The organism is Cellulomonas sp. ATA003, from assembly GCF_031582905.1.
Taxonomy (GTDB): Bacteria; Actinomycetota; Actinomycetes; order Actinomycetales; family Cellulomonadaceae; genus Pengzhenrongella.
This window is the reverse complement of record NZ_CP133990.1, coordinates 1067622-1088117: the sequence shown is the minus strand read 5'-3', so window position 1 is coordinate 1088117 and position 20496 is coordinate 1067622. Positions and strand designations below refer to the sequence as shown.

The following is a 20496-nucleotide window of genomic DNA, read 5'->3' as shown; positions in this document are numbered from 1 at the left end:
GAGCCCGGGTGGGACGACGGGAGCCCGGCACCCCGCTCTCGCCGGGTACCGGGCTCCGTCACCGTGCTCGGGTCAGACCTTCGCTCCGCCGCGACGGACGAGCCCGAGGATGAGGCTGATGACGAGCACCGCGATGCCGATCCAGATGAGGATCTTCGCCGCCTCGACCGCGACGCCGATGATCAGCAGGACGACACCGACGATGAGGATGAGAAGCCAGGTGGGCATGATGGCGCCTTTCGGTTCCGTTGCCGCCCACGAGGGTGCCCGGGGCGGTGAGACCCGTCCAGCGTGGCAGGGGTCGCCCCGGTCCGCGCGACATAACTCCCGTCACACCCGACACAGGAGTTCGTGACCGCTCGCGACGTGTGCCGCGGGGCGGGCCCGCGGGACGCCGTGCCGTGGGGGCGGCCTGCGCGACGCCGTGCCGCGCGGTCGGCCTGCGGGACGCCGTGCCGCGCGGGCGGCCCGCGGGACGCCGTGCCGCGCGGGTGCGGCGTCGTCCCCGGGGTGGATCAGCGCTTGCCGACGAACCACCCGCGCACGAGCGCGACCCGCTGCTCGAGCTGGTCCAGCGTCGCCAGCGGGACCTCCGGGCCGCCGCAGCGGCGGCGCAGCTCGGTGTGCACGGACCCGTGCGGCTGGCCGCTGCGGCGTGCCCAGGCGGAGACGAGCGAGTTGAGCTCCTTGCGCAGCTCCGCGACGCGACGGTGGTCGACGACGGGCTCGGGCTGGGCCGGCTGGGCCGCGCCTCCGCGACCCCGGCGGGCCGTGAGCTGGTCCGCCTGGCGCTGCTTGAGCAGCGTGGTGACCTGGTCGGCGTCCAGCAGACCGGGCAGCCCCAGGAAGTCCAGCTCCTCCTCGGACCCGACGTCGGCGCCGGTGCCGAACTCGCCGCCGTCGAACAGCACACGGTCGAACGACGCCTGGGCGTCCAGCGCCTCGAACGACCCCTGGGTGCCGTCGGGGCCGACCGCGTCCGGGCCCGAGTCGGCCCGGTTCGCGGCCGCCATGAGGGCGTCCTCGGGGTTGTACAGGTCGCCCTGCTCCTCCGCGGTCAGCGGACGGTCCAGGGCGTGGTCGCGCTCTGCCTCGAGCGTGCCGGCGAGCTCGAGCAGCTGCGGCACGCTGGGCAGGAACACCGACGCCGTCTCGCCGCGACGCCGGGCGCGGACGAACCGCCCGACCGCCTGGGCGAAGAACAGCGGGGTCGCCGTCGACGTCGCGTAGACGCCCACCGCGAGGCGGGGGACGTCGACGCCCTCCGACACCATGCGGACCGCGACCAGCCACCGGCTGGTGCCGGCCGAGAACGCGTCGATCTTGTCCGAGGCGCCGTCCTCGTCCGACAGCACCACGGTCGGGGACTCACCGGTCAGCCGCGCGATGTGCCCGGCGTAGGCGCGCGCGTCCGTCTGGTCGGTGGCAATGATCATCGCGCCCGCGTCCGGGACGGTGCGGCGGACCTCGGTGAGGCGGCGGTCCGCGGCGGCGAGCACCGAGGGGATCCACTCCCCGTTCGGGTCCAGCGCGGTACGCCACGCCTGCGCGGTCAGGTCCTTGGTGAGCGGCTCGCCGAGGCGGGCGCTCATCTCGTCACCGGCCTTGGTGCGCCACCGCATCTGCCCCGAGTAGGTGAGGAAGAGCACGGGGCGCACGACGTGGTCGCGCAGCGCCTCGCCGTACCCGTAGACGAAGTCCGCCGCGCTGCGTCGGATGCCGTCCGGACCGCGCTCGTACCGGACGAACGGGATGGCCGCGGTGTCCGAGCGGAACGGCGTCCCGGTGAGCGCCAGCCGTCGCGTGGCGCCCTCGAACGCCTCGTGGATGCCGTCGCCCCAGGACAGCGCGTCGCCGCCGTGGTGGACCTCGTCGAGGATCACGAGCGTGGGCGCGGCCGCGGTCCGCGCCGCGTGCAGCGCGGGCTTCGTCGCGACCTGGGCGTAGGTCAGGGCGACGCCGTCGTAGTGCGCGCCGTGCCGACCCTGAGCGTTCTTGAACGTGGGGTCGAGGTGGATACCGACCCGCGCGGCGGCGTCGGCCCACTGCCGCTTGAGGTGCTCCGTCGGGGCGACGACCGTCACGCGTCGGACCGTGCCCGCGCTGAGCAGCTCGGTCGCGATGCGCAGGGCGAACGTCGTCTTGCCGGCCCCCGGGGTCGCGACCGCGAGGAAGTCCCGGGGAGCCGCCGTCCGGTACGTCTCGAGCGCCTCGGCCTGCCAGGCGCGCAGCTTGCCGGCGGTCCCCCACGGCGCACGCCCGGGGAACGCGGGCGAGAGCTGGGAGGCCGCAGCAGCGGAAGCGTGAGTAGGGGCCAGGCGGTGCGGGGTGCTCACTTGCCGCGGAAGCCGGAGCCGGAGCCGCTGCCCGTGCCGCCGCCCGAGCCGCCGTCGCCGCCCTCGCCGTCCTGGGGCGGGCGCAGACCGTTGTAGATCTCCTGGCAGATGGGGCACACCGGGAACTTGTTCGGGTCACGCCCGGGGACCCAGACCTTGCCGCACAGCGCGATGACCGGCTTCCCGGACAGCGCGGAGTCGAGGATCTTCTCCTTGCGTACGTAGTGCGCGAACCGCTCGCGGTCCCCCGGCTCGACCTCGGGCGTGGCCTCGGTGCGCTCGAGGACGCCTGTCGCGGTGCCCGTGCTGCCCTGGGTGTCCGGCTGGTCCGCGAACGGGTCGTCAGGTCCGGTGGTCGAGGCGAACGGCTCACTCATGCGACGGAGTCTACGTCGAGGGTCGGACATGGACGGTGTGCGGCGTGGGTGGGTGGGTGGGGGTGGGCGGGGGGCCGGGGGTGGGCGGGGGTGCCAGTGCAGACCCCTTGCGTTGTGTCAGCGGCGCTGCGCCTGCGTGCACGGGCACCTCCTCGCGCACGGAGCGGTCGGCCGCGCCTTTCGGCTGTCCACAGATCTTGCCTGACGCCGCCGCGTGTGGGTGCCGCTCGGTAGACTTCGAACAGACGTTCGAAGCGAGGAGGTGGCGACGATGACGACGGACACCACGCCTGCCCGACATCTGCATCGTGCTGCGACACCCGCCGTCGTCCCTTCCGGTGACGCCCTGGTCTTCACCGGGGGCGCTCTGTCGACCGGATCCGGGCTCTCCCCCGGTTCCCCTTCTGCCACGGGCGCCGGTGCCAAGCCGCCGTCCACGGGCGCCGGCGCTTCCTACGACGCTTCTCGACTCGGCTGCAGCCCAATCTCGACCGGTGATGCTCCGTCGCCGGGCGCCGTTCTCTCCACTGACGCTGCGCCGTCGCCGGGCGCCGCTGTCTCCAGTGACGCTGTGCCGTCGCCGAGCGCCGCTGTCTCCACTGGCGCTGCGCCGTCGCCGAGCGCCGCTGTCTCCACTGACGCTGCGCCGTCGCGGAGCGCCGCCTCCCACGACGCTGCCCGGCCCACCGCCGCGGAGGCCCGTACCGCGACCACCGCCGCGACCCCGTCCGTGAACGCGCTCTCCTCGGTGCGTTCTCTCGTCTCGGCGATGACGGCGCTGACCGGGCAGGTCGCCGGCGCGGCCGGGTGGACGAGCGAGGACCGGTCGGCGTTGCTGGCGGATCTGGACCGGGTGATCGACGGTCTGAGCGTCGTGCGGGCCGGGGTGCTGGTGGCCGACCGGGATGCCGGGGCGTGGCGGGGTGCGGGTGACCGGTCGTACGAGGCGGCGCGGGGGCGCGTCTCGGGGACGGGGGTCCGGGCGGCGGGTGGGCAGGTGCGGCAGGCCGAGCAGTTGGACGCCGCCCCGGCGGCCGCGGCGGCGGTGACCGCGGGGCTGATCACGATCGGGCACGCCGCGGTGCTGGGGAAGGTCGCCGCGACCGGCACGCCGGTGCAACGCCAGGCACTGGCCGCCCCGGCGGTGCAGGAGGCCTTGGTCGAGGTGGCGCAGCGGCAGGACGCCGCGACGTTCCAAATCACCGTGGACCGGTGGGCGGCGACCGTGGACCCGGACGGGTTGGAACGCGAGCATCAGGCGCGGCGGGCCGAGCGGTACCTGCACCTGACCCACGCCACGACCGGGACGTACCTCAAAGGGCGTCTGGACACGATCGCCGGGCACCGGCTCGCACTGGCGTTGGAGGCCCTGACCCCGCGCCCGGCAGAGGACGACGACCGTGACCCGGGCGAGCGCCGCGCCGACGCCCTGACCGAGATGGTCACCCGGGTGCTCGCGTCGGCGGACACCAAGCCCGGTGGGCACGTCCCGGCGCAGATCACGATGATCATGACCCCCGAGACCTGGGCGGCAGCACGGGCCGAACGCGACCGGCGCCGCCACGCACCACAGCCCACCACCACGAGCGCGGGCGCGGGCACCGGCGTGGGCGCAGACACGTTCGCCGGCACGGCCACCGGCACCGGCGCCGGCACCGGCGCTGGCACCGGCACCGGCGCTGGCACTGGCACTGGCACTGGCACCGGTATTGGTACGGGTGCCGGCACCGGCACTGGTACGGGCACCGTGAGAATCGGCGATGCGCCCTCCGGTTCGGCGGCTTCCGCCGGCGGCTCGGCCAGCCCATCGGCCACGGCCGCACCGGTGAGCTACCCGCCGGCGACCCTGGAGGACGGCACCCCCGTCCCGGTCACCGAGCTCGCCGCGGCGATGTGCGACTGCGACATCACCAGGGTCGTCATCGACGCCAACGGCGAACTCCTCGACCTGGGCCGCACGCAGCGGTTGTTCACCGGGGCGCTGCGCAAGGCGATCATCGCCCGCGACCGGCAGTGCGGGTGGCCCTCGTGCCACGCACCGGGCCGGTGGTGCGAGATCCACCACATCGCCTGGTGGGACCGCGACGACGGACCGACCTCCGCCGACAACGGCGTCCCCCTGTGCTCGTTCCACCACCACGAGACCCACCGACGCGACCTCACCATCACCCGCGTGCCCAGCAATGCGACGGCGACGGCTTCCGGCACAGCCACTGCGATGACGAGTGAGCCACCGGGTGCAGACCCACCCCGCACCGGCACCTGCGCCGGTGCTGCACCACCAGGGCCCGTCGCGCGCGTCATCTACGAGTTCCGCGACCGCGCCGGACGAGTCATCAATGCGCAGGACGGCATCGCGCGGTCCGGCACGGAAGCCGTACGAGCGGACGCTGCGTCGCCTCGCGGAACGGCACCACCCTGTGAGCCGGACCTCGAGTGCACGACCGACCCGTTGACCGGCGCGACAGTGCCCGCCTTCTCTCTCGGGATGTGATGACGGTGCGCGTTCGGTCTGCCGGCAGCCCCCGCCTGCGAGGTCACGAGCACGAGTCCGAGAAGCCGATGACCCGAGGTGGCGCCCGGACGCGTGACGGCTGGGATGACCTAGAGGCCCTGCCAGGCCGGCTTGGACGCGTACGCGCCGCGGTAGTAGTCGGCGAGCTGGAGGCGGCTGGCGGCGGCGTTGTCGACGAGGACGGACACGTGCGGGTGGTGCTGGAGGATCGTCGCCGGCCACATCGCGCTCACCGGGCCTTCGACGAGCTGGTGCACTGCCTCCGCCTTGCCTCGCCCGGTGGCGAGGAGGACGAGGTGCCGCGCCGACATGATCGTGGCGAGCCCCTGGGTGAGGCAGTGCTGGGGCACCTGGTCGACGTCGCCGTCGAAGAACCGCGCGTTGTCGACACGGGTCTGCTCGGTCAGCGTCTTGATGCGGGTGCGGGACGCGAGGGACGATCCCGGCTCGTTGAAGGCGATGTGACCGTCGGTACCGATGCCGAGCAGTTGCAGATCGACGCCACCGGCGTCCGCGATCGCCTGCTCGTACGCGGCACAGGCGGCCGGCAGGTCGGCGGCGAGCCCGTCGGGTCCCTGCACCGCGTCCGGCGCGATGTCGACGCGCGCCGCGAACTCGGTGTCGATGACGTTGCGGTACCGCTGCGGGTGGTCCATGGACAGGCCCACGTACTCGTCGAGCATGAACGCGCGCACGCGGGCGAAGGACAGCCCCTGCTCCGTGTGTCGGCGAGCCAGCTCGTCGTAAACCGCGAGAGGGCTCGAGCCGGTCGCAAGGCCGAGCACAGCGTCCGGACGACGACGCAGCAGGTCCTCCACGGCACCTGCCGCGAGGCGAGCGAGCTCGGGCGCTGGGGCGATCACGACCTCCATCCGGTCACCGTCCCACGCGCCGCGATCGCCGCGCCAATCGCCGGGACGGGCTCTTGTCGGCGCCGTGGCGATGAGCAGGCGGCGGTGTGCGGTGACGCGGCGGGTGTAGGGCGACGGGGCGGCGGGGCGGCGGTGCGACGACGCAACGACAGTCGAGGCGACTGCGCGACGGCGCGTCGGTACGACGACGCGATGAGGCGATGAGGCGTCTGGGCTACGACGGGGCGACGCGGCGAACGTCGGGGCGCCGACGCGACGAACCTCGGGGCGCCGACGCGGCGAACGTCGGGGCGACGACGCGGCGAACGTCGGGGCGGCGTCTGCTGTACTTCGCACGGCGGTCGGGGGCGCCGACCCGGGACCGGGTGCGCATCCCGCGGGCGCGACCCCGCTCACCCGGCTGGTCGCTCCTCGGGCCACCTCGCCATGACGATCCCGACCACAGGAGCCGACGATGCACCTCACCGTGGACCCGCTCTCCTCCGTCGCGCCGTACGAGCAGGTGCGGCTGCAGATCACCGCGCTCGCCGACGACGGCACCCTGGCCCCCGGGACCCGGCTCCCTACGGTTCGCAGCCTCGCCGAGACACTCGGGCTCGCCGCCAACACGGTGGCCCGTGCCTACCGCGAGCTCGAGGGCGCCGGAGTTGTCGAGACACGGGGACGGCAGGGAACCTTCGTGGCTGCGTCGGGAGACGCGCGCGAGCGGGCGGCGTTCGAGGCAGCCCGCGACTATCTCCGGCGCGCCCGGTCGCTCGGGCTCGACGACGACGCCGCGGTGGCGTGGGTGCGCCAGGCGTGCGCGGCGGGACCCGAGACCTGACGCGCAGGAGACGGGCGAGTCTCGCCCGCCGCATCGCGCATCCGGCATCCCGCGTGCAGCGCGCGGCGGAGGGCACAGCACCGCGACGAGGCACGGGGCACGGGGGAAGGGGCACGGGGCATTCGCGAACGAGGGCACTGCGACGAAGCACGAAGCACTGGGCACGAGGCCCTGGGCACTGGGCACTGGGCACTGGGCACTGGCCACTGGCCACTGCGACAAAGCACGTGTCACGAGGCACGAAGCACGTGCCACGTGGCAGGCGACATGGGCGCTCGCCGGAGATCAGCAGCGAGCTCCGCCAGGACCGCGACGGGAGCGACTGCAGGACAGAGACGGCAGCGAGTGCAGGTCAGGGACGCGAGCGGGGGGTCGGGGACGGGAGCGAGGGCAGGTCAGGACGGGGGCGCCGCCCCGGGCGGCAGCACCCCCAACCGCGCGGCGAGCGCCATCGCGTCGAAGGGAGCGCGCACCTTGACGTCGTTGTCGAAGTACACGAAGACGTCGCGACCGCTCGGTGCCGGCGGCGGGTCGACCGCGGCGGAACCCGGTGGCGCAGCGACCGGACCGCCGACGAAGGAGTCGCCTGCGCTCCACCGACGGATGCGGGTGGCCCAGGCGTCCAGCGCGTCGTCGTCGTAGCCGCTCACGTAGAGCTCGGTGTCGCCGTGCAGTCGGACGTAGACGAAGTCGGCGGTGACGTCCTCGAAGAGCGGCCAGCGGCCCGCGGTGTCCGCGACGACGAGTCCGATGCCGTGGCGGCGCAGGAGGTCGACGAACGCCGGCGTCGCGTAGCTCGCGTGCCGGACCTCGACCGCGTGCCGCAACGGACGGTCGGCGTCCGTGGTCGTCCAGGCGCGACCGTCCAGGCGCTCGTCGTGCCGCAGGGCGAGCTCGGCCGCGGCCGCCGTCGTGCGCGGCAGGAGGTCGACGAAGGAGGTGAGCCGATCAGCGTCGTACCCGAGGACCGGCGGGAGCTGCCACAGGAAGGGGCCGAGCTTGCTCCCCAGCGCGAGCACGCCCGAGGCGAAGAAGTTGGCGAGCGGCGTGCCGACGTCGGCGAGCTTCTTCATGTGGGTGATGAAGCGGCCACCCTTGACGGAGAACACGAAGCCGGGCGGGGTCTGCTCCGCCCAGGCGACGTAGCTCTCCGGTCGCTGGAGGGAGTAGAAGGAGCCGTTGATCTCGATCGACGTCATCGACGACGCGGCGTGCTCGAGCTCGCGCCGCTGGGGCAGTCCCGGCGGGTAGAACGAGCCGCGCCACGGCGCGTACCGCCAGCCGGAGATCCCGATGCGCACGACCCCGCCGGGCGTCTCACGCGGGTCGAGCGAGTCGGTCACGCGAGCTCGAGCGCGAACCACACCGTCTTGCCGTCGCCCGGGTGCTCGTCGACGCCCCAGCGGGTCGCCAGAGCGTCCACCAGCGCCACGCCGCGCCCACCCAGCGCGGTCGGCGACGCCTCCGTCAACCGCGGCAGGGCGGCACTCTGGTCGCGGACGGCGACGCGCACCACGGCCCCCTCCCGGGACGCCGTGACGACGATGCGACCCGCCGCGGGGCCGTGGATCACGGCGTTCGCGAGGAGCTCGCCGGCCAGCAGCTCGACGAGCTCAGCGGCCGACCGGTCGAGGTCGCCGGACCTGCGCACGACGTCCATGACCCAGCGGCGGCCGGTCCTGGCGGCGAAACGCTCCGCCTCGAGCTTGAGCTCCACGCTGGCTCCGGGGTCGTCGGGTGGGTGAGCGGAGCCGACCCTAGCGCGCGTGCGCCGGCACGACGCACCGGGGGTCAGTCGTCGAACTCGGTGACGTGCGTCCGCCAGTACTCCGCGCCGTCGCGCGTGCGGGTGACGAGCCCGGCGTCGACCAGCTCACGCCGCACCCGCACGGGGTCGTGCGCCACCTCACCGAGCCGAGCGGTGAGCTCGCGCTCGGTGACCGGGTCGTGCACCGGCAGGATGCGCGCGGCGACGTAGCGCAGCACGAGCTCGCGGTCGGCCCAGCGGCGCGGCAGGACCTCGACGACCCCGCGGATGAAGAACCGCGCGACCGCGGGAGGCAGCTCATCCATGCCCGGCCCCGGCGCGCCGCAGGACGAAGAGCAGCGACCCGGACTGACCGCGGATGTCCGCGGCGCCCACGACGAGGTCCGGCGTGACGCGGCGGAAGGCGTCGACGATCGGCACGTCGTCGTACACGAGGGCCGCGGTGACCGTGCCGCGGTGCTCGACCGCCCGCAGCCGACCGGCCGGCCGGGACGACGCCAGCAGCGGCAGCAGCATGCGGAACCCGGTCCGCGGCAGGGGTCCACGCGCGAGCCCCGGCCGCGCGCGCAGCACGGCCACGGGCGCAGGGAGCGGCCGCACCGGCACCGGGTCACCCGACCGGTCGCGGAACAGCAGGGGCCGCACGTGGTCGGCGTCGTCGAACTCCTTGCCGTACCACCCGTACGCCTCGAGCAGCCCGTCCCAGCCGTGACCGGTGTGCCAGCCCGAGCCGTGCCACCGCCCGCGCAGCTCGTCGACCCCGACCGCCGGCAGGCGGTCGACGAACGCGAGCGCCTCGTCGGCGGACGTCCCGTGGCGGTGCGCGCGCAGCCAGCGGGCCGCGTCGTCGGGGGCCAGGACCGTCATGCCACGAGCATCCGGCGGCGCGCGGCGTCCCGCAATCGAACGCCCGCCACGGCGCGGACGCGCGCACGTGAGGTGCCCACGCCCCGGCAGTCCGCGGGCGGGGCGTGCGTGGTTACGAGGTTGTGACGCTCCCGCGCCCCGACGATCACCCGATCGTGCGCGATGATGGGCATGGCAGTGCCCGACGACGACGAGGTCGCCGGGCCCTGCCCGACAGGGGGCGGTCGTGGGCACCAAGCGCCGACAGGAGATCCTGCACCGCGTGCAGCGGACGGGCTACGTCAGCGCGCGCGACCTCGCCGAGGAGTACGGCGTCGACACGTCCACGGTGCGGCGCGATCTCGACGCGCTCGCGCGCCTCGGCCTGGTGGTGCGCAACCACGGCGGCGCCTCGCTGCCGGCCGAGGGCGTGCAGCCCACCGACGCGGACGACGCCGACCACCTGCCGGAGAAGCGGGCGATCGGCCGCGAGGTCGCCCGGCTCATCGGCGACGGCCGGTCGGTGGTCATGGACGGCGGCTCCGCCACGCTCGAGGTGGCGCGTGCCCTGCACGCCTGCCGCAGCACGACCGTGGTCACGAACGACCTGCAGATCGCCACCGAGCTGGCGTCCCAGGACGACGTGCGCCTCATCGTGCTGGGCGGCGAGCTGCTGCCGGACCGCTCGACGCTGGTGAGCGACCGCGCGGTCGACCTGGTCGCGGACTTCCAGCTCGACTACGCCGTGCTCGGTGCCGACGCGGTGGACGCCCGCGGGATCGCGGTCGCGGACACGTTCGGCGCCCCGATGAAGCGCGCGATGATCCAGGCCGCGACCACCGTCGTGGTCGTGGCGGACTCCTCGGTGTTCGAGCGGTCAGCGCTCGTGCGGATCGCCGACCTGAGCGATGTCGGGGTCGTGGTGACCGACGACGGCCTGCCCGACGGGGCCGCGGCCGCGCTCGACGTCGAGGTCCTGCGGGTCCCCGCTCACTCGAGCGCGGCGAGCAGCCCCGGACCGTAGCGTTCGCGCTTGGTCACGCCGACCCCGCTCACCGACGCGAGCTCCTCGAGCGATCCCGGTCGCCGGGTCGCGATCTCCCGCAGGGTCGCGTCGTGGAAGACGACGTAGGCCGGCACGCCCTGCTCCTTGGCGGTCGCGGCGCGCCAGGCGCGCAGCCGTTCGAACACCGACGACGACGCCGCATCCAGGTCGGGCGCCGCGCCGACCCGCTTCGCCGATCGGGGGACGCGGGCACGAGGCAGCTCCCGGCGCAACCGCACCTCGCGGGTGCCCTTGAGGACGTCGGCACTCTGCGGGGTGATGCGCAACGTGCCGTAGCCGTCGGCGTCCACCGCGAGCAGCCCCTGGGCGAGGAGCTGCCGCACGACGCCGCGCCACTCGGTGTCGGTGAGCTCGGTGCCGATCCCGAAGACGCTCAGGTCGGCGTGGCCGAGCTGGGTGACCCGCGGCGTCGTCTTGCCGAGCAGGATGTCGACGAGGTGCCCGGCGCCGTAGCGCTGGCCCCGCTCGCGCTCGAGCCGGACGACGGTGGACAGCAGCTTCTGCGCGGGGACGAGGCCGTCCCAGGACTCCGGTGGGGTGAGGCACGTGTCGCAGTTGCCGCACGGCTCGGCCGCCTGACCGAAGTAGCCGAGGATCCGCTGCCGCCGGCACCCGACGGTCTCGCACAGGGCGAGCATCGCGTCCAGGTGCGCCCCGAGCCGGCGCCGGTGGGCGGCGTCGCCGTCGGAGGTGTCGATCATGCGGCGCTGCTGGACGACGTCCTGCAGGCCGTACGCGAGCCAGGCGGTCGCAGGAAGACCGTCCCGACCCGCCCGGCCGGTCTCCTGGTAGTAGCCCTCGACGGACTTGGGCAGGTCGAGGTGGGCGACGAACCGGACGTCGGGCTTGTCGATGCCCATGCCGAACGCGATGGTCGCGACCATGACGAGGCCGTCCTCGCGCAGGAACCTCGACTGGTTGGCCGCCCGGACCGACCGGTCCAGACCCGCGTGGTACGGCAGCGCGGGGATGCCCTGGCCCGCGAGGTACTCGGCCGTCGACTCCACCGAGGCCCGCGACAGGCAGTACACGATGCCGCTGTCGCCCGGGTGCTCGGTGCGCAGCAGGTCGAGGAGCTGGGCGCGCGGGTTGTCCTTGGGGACGATGCGGTACTGGATGTTGGGCCGGTCGAAGCTCGCCACGAAGTGCCGGGCCGCGCCGAGGTCGAGGCGCTGGGCGATCTCCGCGTGTGTCGCTGCGGTCGCGGTCGCGGTGAGGGCGATCCGGGGGACGTCCGGCCACCGCTCGTGCAGGAGCGACAGCTGCAGGTACTCCGGCCGGAAGTCGTGCCCCCACTGCGAGACGCAGTGGGCCTCGTCGATCGCGAACAGCGCGATCTCGCCGCGGTCGAGCAGGTCGAGGGTGCTCGGCACCCGCAGCCGCTCCGGGGCGAGGTAGAGCAGGTCCAGCTCACCGGCGAGGAAGGCGTCCTCGACCCGGCGCCGCGCGGCCGAGTCCTGGGTCGAGTTGAGGAAGCCCGCCCGCACGCCGAGCGCGGACAGCGCGTCGACCTGGTCCTGCATGAGGGCGATGAGCGGGGAGACGACGACGCCGGTCCCCGGCCGGACGAGCGCCGGGATCTGGTAGCACAGCGACTTCCCGCCACCGGTCGGCATGAGGACGAGGGCGTCCCCGCCCCCGACGACGGTGTCGATGATCTCGGCCTGCTCGCCGCGGAACGCGTCGTAGCCGAACACGGTGCGGAGCACCTCGAGCGGCGTCGTCGCGGCGGTCCCGGGGCCCGCGGCCGGAGTGCGAGGCGAGCGGGACGACGGCGCCCGGCGCGCGGCCTCGGCGTCGGCCGGCGGCAGGAGGTCCAGGGCGTCCGGCGGGGCGGAGTCGTACTCCGGGTCGTACGGCGGTTCGTCGTCGTCGATCGCAGTCCAGCCCGGGTTCACGGTCACCAGGGTACGAGGCGTCCCTGACCCGACGGACCGGTCACCCACACGCCCCGCGTGCGACGTGCTGGACGCTTCGGCGCACGGCAACCGTCGAGAACGTCTCACTCGGCGGGGGTGGGGCGTCGGGGTGGGGGCAGCTGAGGTCAGCGGGGGCGGCGGGTCGGGGCGGCGAGCGCGACCGGGCGCGACGGCGTCGTCCAGTGAGCCGGGTGCGCGAGCGGGGGTGACAGGCGCGTCGCGGCGTCGCCGCGGGCGGACTCGAGCTGCGAGCCGGTGAGGAAGGCGGCGTCGGTGAGGTCGGCCCCGCGCAGGTCCGCACCCCGCAGGTCGGCACCGGTGACGTCGGCGAGCCGCAGGTCCGCCATGCGGAGATCAGCCCCGAGCAGGACGGCGCCCCGCAGGTTCGCCCCGCGCAGGTCGGCGCCCCGCAGTCGCGCACCGACGAGGTCCGCACCGCGCAGCTCACGCCCACCCGGCGCGCCGGCGCGGACGAGCTCCCCGGCGCGCTGCAGGAGCGGGTTGACCCGGCTCCGGACGGCGTCGACGTCGATCTCGGCAAGCCGGTCGACGGGCGCGTGGGTCAGCGCCTCCACGTCGTCGAAGGCGGCGGCGAGTGCGGGGTCGAGCTCGGCGGTCGCCGGGCGGGCGACCGCGGCGTCGAGGTACCAGAGCAGCTCGTGCAGCGCGCGGACCACGGGGAAGGCGACCATCATCGCGGCCGCCGCGTCCGGGGACGTGCGCCAGTCCTGTCCGCCGAGCGCCTCCGCGGTGACGACCTGACCGGCGCCGAAGCAGTCGAACACGACGCACCCGGGGAAGCCGCGGGGCCGCAGCTGGTCGTGGATCGTGCAGGCGTGGTCCGCGAGGTTGGGGCACGGACGCCCGGCGGGCTTGTCCAGGGCGAAGTCGGCCGACCGCGCGAACGCGGGCACCACGCAGCACAGTCCGACGCACCGGGAGCAGTCGGCGCGCAGGTCAGGCCGTCGCCGACCGGGGCGACAGGCGTCATGAGCTGATGTCGCGCGTGGTGAGCCGGGCCCACGCCGCCGTGGTGAAGACGGCGATGTAGCCGAGCGCGGACAGGACGCCGGGCTGGAGGCCCTCCCACGCGATCGGGTCGCGCAGCAGGTCGCCGAACGCGAGCCAGTAGTGCGTCGGCAGGAACTCGTGGATCGCGGAGAGCTGCGGGATGGCATCCATGATCTGGCTGGCGAGCGTGAGCACGAGCACGGTGATCGTCGCGCCGATGGGCTGCTCGGTGAGCGTCGACACGAACAGGCCGATCGCCCCGAGCGCGACGAGGCACAGGCTGATGTACCCGCAGACGAGGCCGAGGCGACCGAGCCCCTCGGCGAAGGTGAGGGTGGTGCCGGACAGCGTGGGCAGCGGGCCGCCGCCGAAGAGCAGCAGCCCCATCACAACCCCGACCCCGGCGACCAGGACGGTCGCGGAGACCGTGAAGATCACCATCGCGGCGAACTTCACCGCGAGCAGCCGGGTGCGGTCGACCGGGGTGACGAGCAGGTAGCGCAGCGTCCCGAGGTTCGCCTCGCCCGCGACGGCGTCCCCCGCGATGGTCGCGACCGCGACCGGCAGGAACAGGGGCAGCTCGAGCGCGAGGGCGGCCAGGGCGACGAACAGCCCGTTGGCGGTGATGAGGTCGAGGAACCCGGGCCCGCCCTGGCTCGACGACGAGAGCCGGACCGCGACGGCGAGGATGACCGGCACGCTCGCGAGCACGATCGCGCCGACCCAGTTCCGGCGGCGGCCGTAGACGAGCCACAGCTCGGAGCGCAGGAACCGGGTGCTAGGCGCTGACATCGAATCCCTGACCGGTGAGCTCCACGAACATCTCCTCGAGGTCGGCCGTCTGCACGCGGAAGCCGCGGACCGGCACGCCCGCGTGCACGAGCGCGGCGACGACGGCCTCCGGCTCGACGGCGCCCAGGGCGGCGGTCACGGCGTCGGCCTCGGGACGGACGGCGGTGAGCCCGAGGGAGGTCAGCACGGCGGCGGCGTCGGCGGGACGCGACGACTGGACGGCGACCCGTGTCGCGGACGCCGCACCGAGCTCGTCCAGGGGTCCCTGCGCGACGAGGCGACCGCGGTGCATGACGCCGACGTGCGTGCAGACCTGCTGCACCTCCGACAAGAGGTGGGTGGACAGCACGACCGTCGTCCCGGTGGCGGCGAGCTCGAGCAGCAGCGACCGCACCTCGCGGGTGCCCTGCGGGTCCAGGCCGTTGGTCGGCTCGTCGAGCACGAGCAGGTCGCGCGGTCGCAGCAGCGTCGCGGCGAGCCCGAGACGCTGCCGCATCCCCAGCGAGTAGTGGCGGTACCGCTTGCCGGCAGCGCTCGCCAGACCGACCCGGTCCAGCGCGTCGCCGATCCGCGTGCCGGTGGTCGACGGGTCGACGGTGCGGTCGGCGGCATCGGACCGCCGCAGGTTGTCGACCCCGCTGAGGTAGGGGTGGAACGCCGGCCCCTCGACCAGCGCGCCGACGCGCGGCAGCACCCGGGCGAAGCCGTCCGGCATGTTCTCACCGAGGAGCCGGTGGCTGCCGCCGGTCGGGCGGAGCAGGCCGAGCAGCATCCGGATGCTCGTCGTCTTGCCCGACCCGTTGGGGCCGAGGAACCCGTACACGGCCCCGGTGGGCACCGCCAGGTCGATGCCGTCGACCGCGACCTGCCCGGAGCGGAACCGCTTGGTCAGGCCGGTCGACGAGATCGCGAGATCGGCGGTCACCTCAGCCGAGATCGGCGGCGAGTGCGGCTGCGGGGTCCGCGGCCGCGGTGGTCAGCGCGTCACCGTCGACGGCGCCCGCGAGGAGGCGGCCGTCGTCGGTGAGCAGCACCGAGAACAGCGTCGAGGTGAGGAGCGTGCCGCTCCCCACTCCCCGCTCACCCGGGGCAGCGCGCCGAGGAAGGCGGCGACGTCGCCGGTGGGCTCGCCGGCGGCCCCGGCACCAGCGGATGCCGGGAGCCGACCGACCAGGACCGTCGACCAGCCGGTGCCGACGCGCGCGGCGTACCCGGAGGGGTCCGGGTAGGCGCCCTCGGGCAGGACGGCGGGGGCATCACCGTGGTCGGGGACGTCCTTCTCCTCGACGGTCGCGCCGGGCGGCGGCGTGAACGTGAACAGCCCGGCGTCCGGGGTGTCGAAGCTCAGGCTGGTGAAGCCGACGTCGAGCGCGGGCGACTGCGCACCGGTCGCGTAGACCTGGACCCGGGTGGGGACCAGCTGCTCGGCGTCGACCGCGATCCGGACGCTGCCGACGAGGGAGCCCGGATCGGCGGGCTCCAGGACGAGCGAGTAGGCGTCCCGGCCGGCGACGCTGACGTGCGGGCCGCTGGAGACCGTGGTCGACGGGTCGAGGGCCGCGAGCACGGCGTCGGTCACCGCCTCGGGGGTCGCCGTGGGCATCGCCGCCCGCGCCCGGGCCTCGGCGTCCGCGTCGCGCTCCGGCAGGGCGACGTGCGTGGCGGTCTGCTCGTCGCTCGACCAGGTCCACAGGTCGTCCCCGTCGGTGACGAGGGTGAGCTCACCCATCTCGCCGTGCAGGGATACCCGGGCGGCGTCGCCGTCGGCCCACACCCGCAGGTCGTGCGACCCGTCGAGCAGGGCCGTCGCGTCGGTGCCGTGCGAGTTGCCGCCGGGACCGTCACCGAGGCCGGACGGCAGCGACGGCAGCCCGAGGTCGGCGTGGTGCGCGACCGTGCCGGAGAACACGTCGACGTCCGCGGTCTGCAGGTCGGTGAGCAGCTGCTCGGGGGTGCGCTCGGGCAGCTCGACCTCGGCGGAGGCGCTGAGCGCGGGACCGAGGACGGCGCCACCGAGCACGAGGGCCGTGACCCCGGCGGGGACGGCCCAGCGCAGGGCGGGACGCGATGTGGTGGACATGACCCCATCCTCACCCTGCCCGGCGCGGGCGTCGAGCGGTTCAGCCCTCGGCGAGCGGGTCGTGACCCCAGTTCATCAGCGACCACCGCCACCGGGTGTCCGTCACGTCGCCGTCGGGGCGCTGGGCGAGGTGCCGGTGGACGTACCCGACAACGGTGCGCATGTGCGCGGCGTCGTCGGCGGTGAGGTCGGTCTTGTTGGTGCGCAGCAGCTCCACGATGCGCCGGCCCGAGGCGTGCCCGGTCGACTCGCCGTCGCCGGACGTGTCCCCCACGCCCTGCGACTCCTCGGTGCCGAGCCACCGCTCGAGCGCGGCGGGGGTCATGTTGACCGCGGCGGACCAGTCGTCCCAGACCTCGGCGACCGCTGGGTCGGTGCCGCCGCTCACTGCTTGTCCAGCGCGCCGGGCTTGTGGACGGCCTCGCCGCCCGACTTCTCGCTGCGCACGAGGTACTGCGGGTCGTCCTTCGACGCGCGCACGGTCCGGCCGGCGGCCTCGGTGTCCTCGGTGATCTTCCCCTCCACGGTCCCCTCGGCGGTGCCGCCGTGGCTCTTCCAGGTGACGTGGTCACCCTTGGACAGGTCGTCGTCGCTCATGGCGTCTCCTCGGCTCAGGTCGGCGTCGCACGGATCACGCCATGATGCTCCGCACCGGGCCGGGCGGCGCGGCGGGACAGCGGTTAGGTTGTCCGCGTGGCAGGGGTCGGGCAGGCGCGCGTCGCCGTCGTCCTGCCACCGGAACCGGGCAGCCCCGCCCGCGCACGCCAGGTGCTGCGCGCGGTGCTCGCGGAAGCCGACCGCCTGGACTGCCTCGACGCCGCCGAGCTCGCGTGCACCGAGCTGGTCACCAACGCGGTCCTCCACGCGCACACCCCGATCGAGGTCACCGTGGAGGTCGGCGACGCCGTCCGCGTGTGCGTCCACGACGACAGCGACGCACTCCCCGGTACCGCAGCCGCGACCGGCAGGCGACGACGGGCCGCGGGCTGGCCCTGGTCGCGGCGATCACGGACGCGTACGGCATCGCCGACGCCGGGCCGGACGGCAAGACGATGTGGTTCACCGTGGGCGGCGGTCCGCGGGAGCGCAGCGAGGAGGACCTCCTGCGCGCCTGGGCCGCGGCCGACTGGGACCTGGGGCCCGACGACGACGCCCCTCCCCGGTCGACGAGCCCGGCGCGGGGGCGACCGTCCGCCTGCTCGCGCTCCCCACCACGCTGTGGTTCGCGGCCCGTCAGCACCACGACGACCTGCTGCGCGAGCTGACCCTGCACGCCACCCGCCACCCCCGGACCGGGCTGGACCTGGTGGCGGCCGACCACGCGCGGGCGGTGCTGTCCGCGGCTGTCGCGGCCGCGGTGGACGGGCTCCGGGCCGGCGAGCAGCGGGTCGGCGGGCTCGCCGACGCCGGCGAGTCGGCCGAGGCGCCGTCCGGTGCGTCGTCCACGGTCGTGACCGACGCGGCGACCGACGCGGTGACCGACGCGGCGACCGACGCGGCACCCGGCGAGCGCGGCTGGGACCCCGTGCCGATCGACCTGACGCTCGAGGTGCCCGCGACGATGATCGGGGACTTCGAGGCGCTCCAGGACGCGCTGGACACCGCGGAGGACCTCGCGCGTGCGGGCGAGCTGCTCGCCCGGCCGGGGCTCGCGGAGGTCATCGCGGTGCGGGACTGGGCGTGCGAGCAGGTCGTCGCCCAGCTGGCCGGCATCCCACCCGCCGCGTGGCCCGGGCTGGACGACGTCCCCGACGCGGATCGCGTCGCGGGCCACGGCGCGGCGACGACCGCGGGCCCGGTGCAAGCTGTGGTCGAGCGGGTGCGGACGAGCGACCACGGTGTCGCGGCCGCCGACGACACCAACCGGATCGTCGCCGTGAGCGAGCCGCTCGCGCATCTGCTCGGCTGGTCGGTGGACGATCTGGTGGGCCGGCGGATCGTGGCGATCGTCCCGGCCCGCCTGCGGGAGGCGCACGTCGCCGGCTTCACGCGGCACCAGAGCACCGGCGAGGCGCGCATCCTCGGCGTGCCGCTCACCGTGCCCGTGCTGCGGTCCGACGGCACCCAGGTCACCTGCCACCTGCTCATCGAGAGCGTCGAGCACGGCGCCGGCGGGAGCCTGTACCTCGCCTGGATCGGTCCGGCCACGGAGCCCGCACCGGCCGTGACCCCGGACGCGCGTCCCTGCGCCGAGCCGGCACCGGCATGACGGCGTCCGCGGGCCAGGGCACCAGCAACGGCCCCACCATCGACTACCGGCACCTGTTCCGGACGCTGCCCACCGGGTACCTCGTCCTCACCCCGGACTTCGACGTCGTCGAGGCGAACGACGCCTACCTCGCGAGCGTCGTCCAGGCCCGTGAGGACATCGTCGGCCGCCCCGTGTTCGAGGCGTTCCCGCCGTCCCCCGACGCCCTGGACGAGACCGGGGTGTCGCGCATCCAGCGGTCGTTCGAGCGGGCCCGGGACACCGGCCGGCTCGACGCGATGCCGGTGCAGCGGTACGACATCCCGGATCCCGTGCACGGCGGGACGGTCGAGCGGTTCTGGTCCCTCATCAGCGTGCCGGTGCTCGACGCCGAGGGCCGCACGACCCTCGTGGTGCAGCGGGCGGAGGACATCACCGACTTCGTGCGGGAGCGGCAGCGCACCGAGGCGGACCGCGAGCGCGGGCGGGAGTGGCGGCGGCGCATCGAGGAGGTCGAGGCCGACCTGTACGCACGCGCGCAGGAGGTCCAGGCGGCCCTGCGCGACCGCGACCTCGCCGCGCGGCAGCTCGCGAGCCTCGCGCACGTCGCGCTCCTGCTCACCTCGGCGGACACCGTGCAGGAGGTCGAGCAGATCGTCGTCGGGCAGGGGCTCAAGGTGCTGGGCGCCGACGGCGGCGCGGTCGTGACCCCGCACCCGGACGGCGGCTGGCGGGTCTCGATGAACGCCGCGCTGCCCGAGGACGCGATCGCCGGGTACGAGCACCTGCCCTACGACAGCCCCCTGCCCGGGTGCTGGACCGCGCGGACCGGTCAGCGTCTCGTCCTGCCCACCCGGAAGGCCGGGCTGGCCTTCCACCCCGTCATGGCGCAGACGTACGAGGACACCCAGCGTCCCGCGTGGGTGCTGCTCCCGCTGCGGGCCGGCGAGACGTTGATCGGCTCCCTCGCCGTCGCCTGGTCCGAGGAGCACACGCCCGCCGCGGACGAGCTCGAGCTGCTCGACGGCTTCGCCGCCCAGCTCGCCCTGGCGCTCGAGCGCATCCGGGCGAACGAGGCGCAGCAGGCGGCCGCCGCGGAGGCCCTGCAGCTGTCCGAGACGCTGCAGCGCAGCATGCTCACCCGGCCCACCCGCTCCGACACCCTCGAGATCGCCGTCCGGTACCAGCCGGCCGCGTCCAAGGCGCAGATCGGGGGGACTGGTACGACGCGTTCGGGGACGCCGCGGGCGCGACGGTCCTCGTGGTCGGCGACGTCAACGGTCACGACCGCACCGCAGCCGCGCTCATGGGTCAGCTCCGCAACCTCGTGCGCGGACTCGCGTACGACAGCGACGACAGCCCGGCGCGCCTGCTCACCCGGCTCGACGGCGCCATGCGCGGGCTCGGCCTGGACACTCTCGCCACCGCGGTGATCGCCCGGGTGGAGGACGGCGACGGGCCCCCGATGCCCGGGGTCGTCGGCTGCGGTGGTCCAACGCGGGCCACCCGCCCCCGTGCTGCGCACGCCGGACGGCGAGGTCCGCCCGCTCCTCGAGCCCGAGCCCGAGCTGCTGCTCGGCTGGGACGCCACCTCGCCGCGCACCGAGACGGTCACCGAGCTGCCGCCCGGCAGCACGCTCGTCCTGTACACCGACGGGCTCGTGGAGCGACGCGACGCCGGCCTCGACGAGGGCATCGCCCGGCTCGTGCGCACCGTGCAGACCGCCGGGGACGCGTCGGCGGAGGAGGTCGCCGACCTCATCCTGCGCGACCTGGGACCAGCCAGCCACGAGGACGACGTCGCCCTGCTCGTCGTGCGCGGGGCGTCGCCTCAGTCCTGAGTCACCCGCCCCGGGGACGGTCTGACCCAGGGACCACGAAGGGGAGCGGCCGAGGCCGCTCC

General features: G+C 74.7%; 20 protein-coding genes and 2 pseudogenes. 7 read left to right on the top strand and 15 right to left on the bottom strand.

The genetic code is table 11. The features are described 5' to 3' along the window. Positions 1 to 72: 72 nt before the first annotated feature. The 3 genes from REH70_RS05430 to REH70_RS05420 all read right to left on the bottom strand — a co-directional run bounded on the left by REH70_RS05430 (position 73) and on the right by REH70_RS05420 (position 2713). Positions 73 to 228 carry a hypothetical protein gene (locus REH70_RS05430; protein WP_310753000.1) on the bottom strand — a complete coding sequence of 52 codons (156 nt, stop codon included), beginning with the start codon at positions 226 to 228 and terminating at the stop codon, positions 73 to 75. A 287-nt stretch (positions 229 to 515) separates the two neighbouring features. Continuing rightward, on the bottom strand, positions 516 to 2336 hold the full coding sequence (locus tag REH70_RS05425; RefSeq protein ID WP_310752998.1) for a DEAD/DEAH box helicase: 1821 nt from the start codon (positions 2334 to 2336) through the stop codon (positions 516 to 518). Further along, positions 2333 to 2713 (bottom strand): DUF3039 domain-containing protein, encoded by a 381-nt coding sequence (locus REH70_RS05420; RefSeq protein WP_310752996.1) that lies wholly within the window; start codon positions 2711 to 2713, stop codon positions 2333 to 2335. Before REH70_RS05420 ends, REH70_RS05425 begins: the two co-directional genes overlap by 4 nt. A 214-nt stretch (positions 2714 to 2927) precedes the next feature. On the opposite strand from REH70_RS05420, the gene REH70_RS05415 reads away from it, so the two are divergent. Further along, a complete protein-coding gene (locus tag REH70_RS05415) occupies positions 2928 to 5207 on the top strand; it encodes a DUF222 domain-containing protein (RefSeq protein WP_310752994.1) in 2280 nt (759 codons plus the stop codon). A gap of 110 nt (positions 5208 to 5317) precedes the next feature. Here REH70_RS05415 and nagB read toward each other — a convergent pair whose 3' ends face one another. After that, positions 5318 to 6100 (bottom strand): glucosamine-6-phosphate deaminase, encoded by a 783-nt coding sequence (gene nagB / locus REH70_RS05410; RefSeq protein WP_310752992.1) that lies wholly within the window; start codon positions 6098 to 6100, stop codon positions 5318 to 5320. A gap of 454 nt (positions 6101 to 6554) precedes the next feature. Between nagB and REH70_RS05405 the strand changes: the two genes are divergently transcribed. Continuing rightward, entirely contained in the window at positions 6555 to 6923 is a 369-nt protein-coding gene (locus REH70_RS05405) for a GntR family transcriptional regulator (RefSeq protein ID WP_310752990.1), read from the top strand. 395 nt (positions 6924 to 7318) lie between these two features. Here the strand turns inward: REH70_RS05405 and REH70_RS05400 are convergent, their stop codons facing one another. From REH70_RS05400 to REH70_RS05385, 4 genes are all read right to left on the bottom strand, one after another. Beyond that, entirely contained in the window at positions 7319 to 8266 is a 948-nt protein-coding gene (locus REH70_RS05400) for a DUF72 domain-containing protein (RefSeq protein WP_310752988.1), read from the bottom strand. Further along, positions 8263 to 8640, bottom strand: coding sequence for an ATP-binding protein (locus REH70_RS05395; protein ID WP_310752986.1), 378 nt, complete (start codon positions 8638 to 8640; stop codon positions 8263 to 8265). The genes REH70_RS05400 and REH70_RS05395 overlap by 4 nt, the downstream gene beginning before the upstream one ends. 74 nt (positions 8641 to 8714) lie before the next feature. Beyond that, positions 8715 to 8996, bottom strand: a complete 282-nt coding sequence (locus REH70_RS05390; protein WP_310752983.1) for a DUF2087 domain-containing protein — start codon at positions 8994 to 8996, stop codon at positions 8715 to 8717. Continuing rightward, on the bottom strand, positions 8989 to 9558 hold the full coding sequence (locus REH70_RS05385) for a GXWXG domain-containing protein (protein WP_310752981.1): 570 nt from the start codon (positions 9556 to 9558) through the stop codon (positions 8989 to 8991). The genes REH70_RS05390 and REH70_RS05385 overlap by 8 nt, the downstream gene beginning before the upstream one ends. Positions 9559 to 9784: 226 nt before the next feature. Between REH70_RS05385 and REH70_RS05380 the strand changes: the two genes are divergently transcribed. Beyond that, positions 9785 to 10561 carry a DeoR/GlpR family DNA-binding transcription regulator gene (locus REH70_RS05380; RefSeq protein ID WP_310752979.1) on the top strand — a complete coding sequence of 259 codons (777 nt, stop codon included), beginning with the start codon at positions 9785 to 9787 and terminating at the stop codon, positions 10559 to 10561. Here REH70_RS05380 and recQ read toward each other — a convergent pair. From recQ to REH70_RS05345, 7 genes are all read right to left on the bottom strand, one after another. Then, positions 10528 to 12507 (bottom strand): DNA helicase RecQ, encoded by a 1980-nt coding sequence (gene recQ / locus REH70_RS05375; RefSeq protein WP_396134680.1) that lies wholly within the window; start codon positions 12505 to 12507, stop codon positions 10528 to 10530. The genes REH70_RS05380 and recQ overlap by 34 nt on opposite strands. A gap of 140 nt (positions 12508 to 12647) precedes the next feature. Beyond that, entirely contained in the window at positions 12648 to 13436 is a 789-nt protein-coding gene (locus REH70_RS05370; protein WP_310752975.1) for a pentapeptide repeat-containing protein, read from the bottom strand. Positions 13437 to 13509: 73 nt separating this feature from the next. After that, the gene (locus tag REH70_RS05365) at positions 13510 to 14325 is read right to left on the bottom strand and encodes an ABC transporter permease subunit (RefSeq protein WP_310752973.1); all 816 of its coding nucleotides are present in this window, start codon (positions 14323 to 14325) and stop codon (positions 13510 to 13512) included. Further along, positions 14312 to 15250: an ABC transporter ATP-binding protein gene (locus REH70_RS05360; RefSeq protein WP_310752971.1), complete on the bottom strand. Its 939-nt coding sequence runs from the start codon at positions 15248 to 15250 to the stop codon at positions 14312 to 14314. The genes REH70_RS05365 and REH70_RS05360 overlap by 14 nt, the downstream gene beginning before the upstream one ends. A 51-nt stretch (positions 15251 to 15301) precedes the next feature. Further along, entirely contained in the window at positions 15302 to 16405 is a 1104-nt protein-coding gene (locus tag REH70_RS05355) for a hypothetical protein (protein ID WP_310752969.1), read from the bottom strand. Positions 16406 to 16445: 40 nt separating this feature from the next. Beyond that, complete coding sequence (locus REH70_RS05350) at positions 16446 to 16793, bottom strand: DUF3140 domain-containing protein (protein ID WP_310752967.1); 348 nt, start codon at positions 16791 to 16793, stop codon at positions 16446 to 16448. Then, on the bottom strand, positions 16790 to 17329 hold the full coding sequence (locus REH70_RS05345; protein WP_310752965.1) for a DUF2945 domain-containing protein: 540 nt from the start codon (positions 17327 to 17329) through the stop codon (positions 16790 to 16792). The genes REH70_RS05350 and REH70_RS05345 overlap by 4 nt, the downstream gene beginning before the upstream one ends. Before the next feature lie 130 nt (positions 17330 to 17459). Here REH70_RS05345 and REH70_RS05340 point away from each other — a divergent pair, with 130 nt between their 5' ends. The 4 genes and pseudogenes from REH70_RS05340 (at position 17460) to REH70_RS05330 (ending at position 20434) form a co-directional block, all read left to right on the top strand. Then, positions 17460 to 18614: a PAS domain-containing protein gene (locus REH70_RS05340; RefSeq protein WP_310752963.1), complete on the top strand. Its 1155-nt coding sequence runs from the start codon at positions 17460 to 17462 to the stop codon at positions 18612 to 18614. Then, positions 18611 to 19639 (top strand): annotated as a pseudogene (locus REH70_RS05335) (PAS domain-containing protein); the annotation flags it as partial. The gene REH70_RS05340 and the pseudogene REH70_RS05335, both read left to right, overlap by 4 nt. A gap of 260 nt (positions 19640 to 19899) precedes the next feature. Further along, positions 19900 to 19989, top strand: a pseudogene (locus REH70_RS20415) (hypothetical protein); the annotation flags it as partial. A gap of 91 nt (positions 19990 to 20080) precedes the next feature. Continuing rightward, on the top strand, positions 20081 to 20434 hold the full coding sequence (locus REH70_RS05330) for a SpoIIE family protein phosphatase (protein WP_310752959.1): 354 nt from the start codon (positions 20081 to 20083) through the stop codon (positions 20432 to 20434). Positions 20435 to 20496 lie beyond the last annotated feature (62 nt).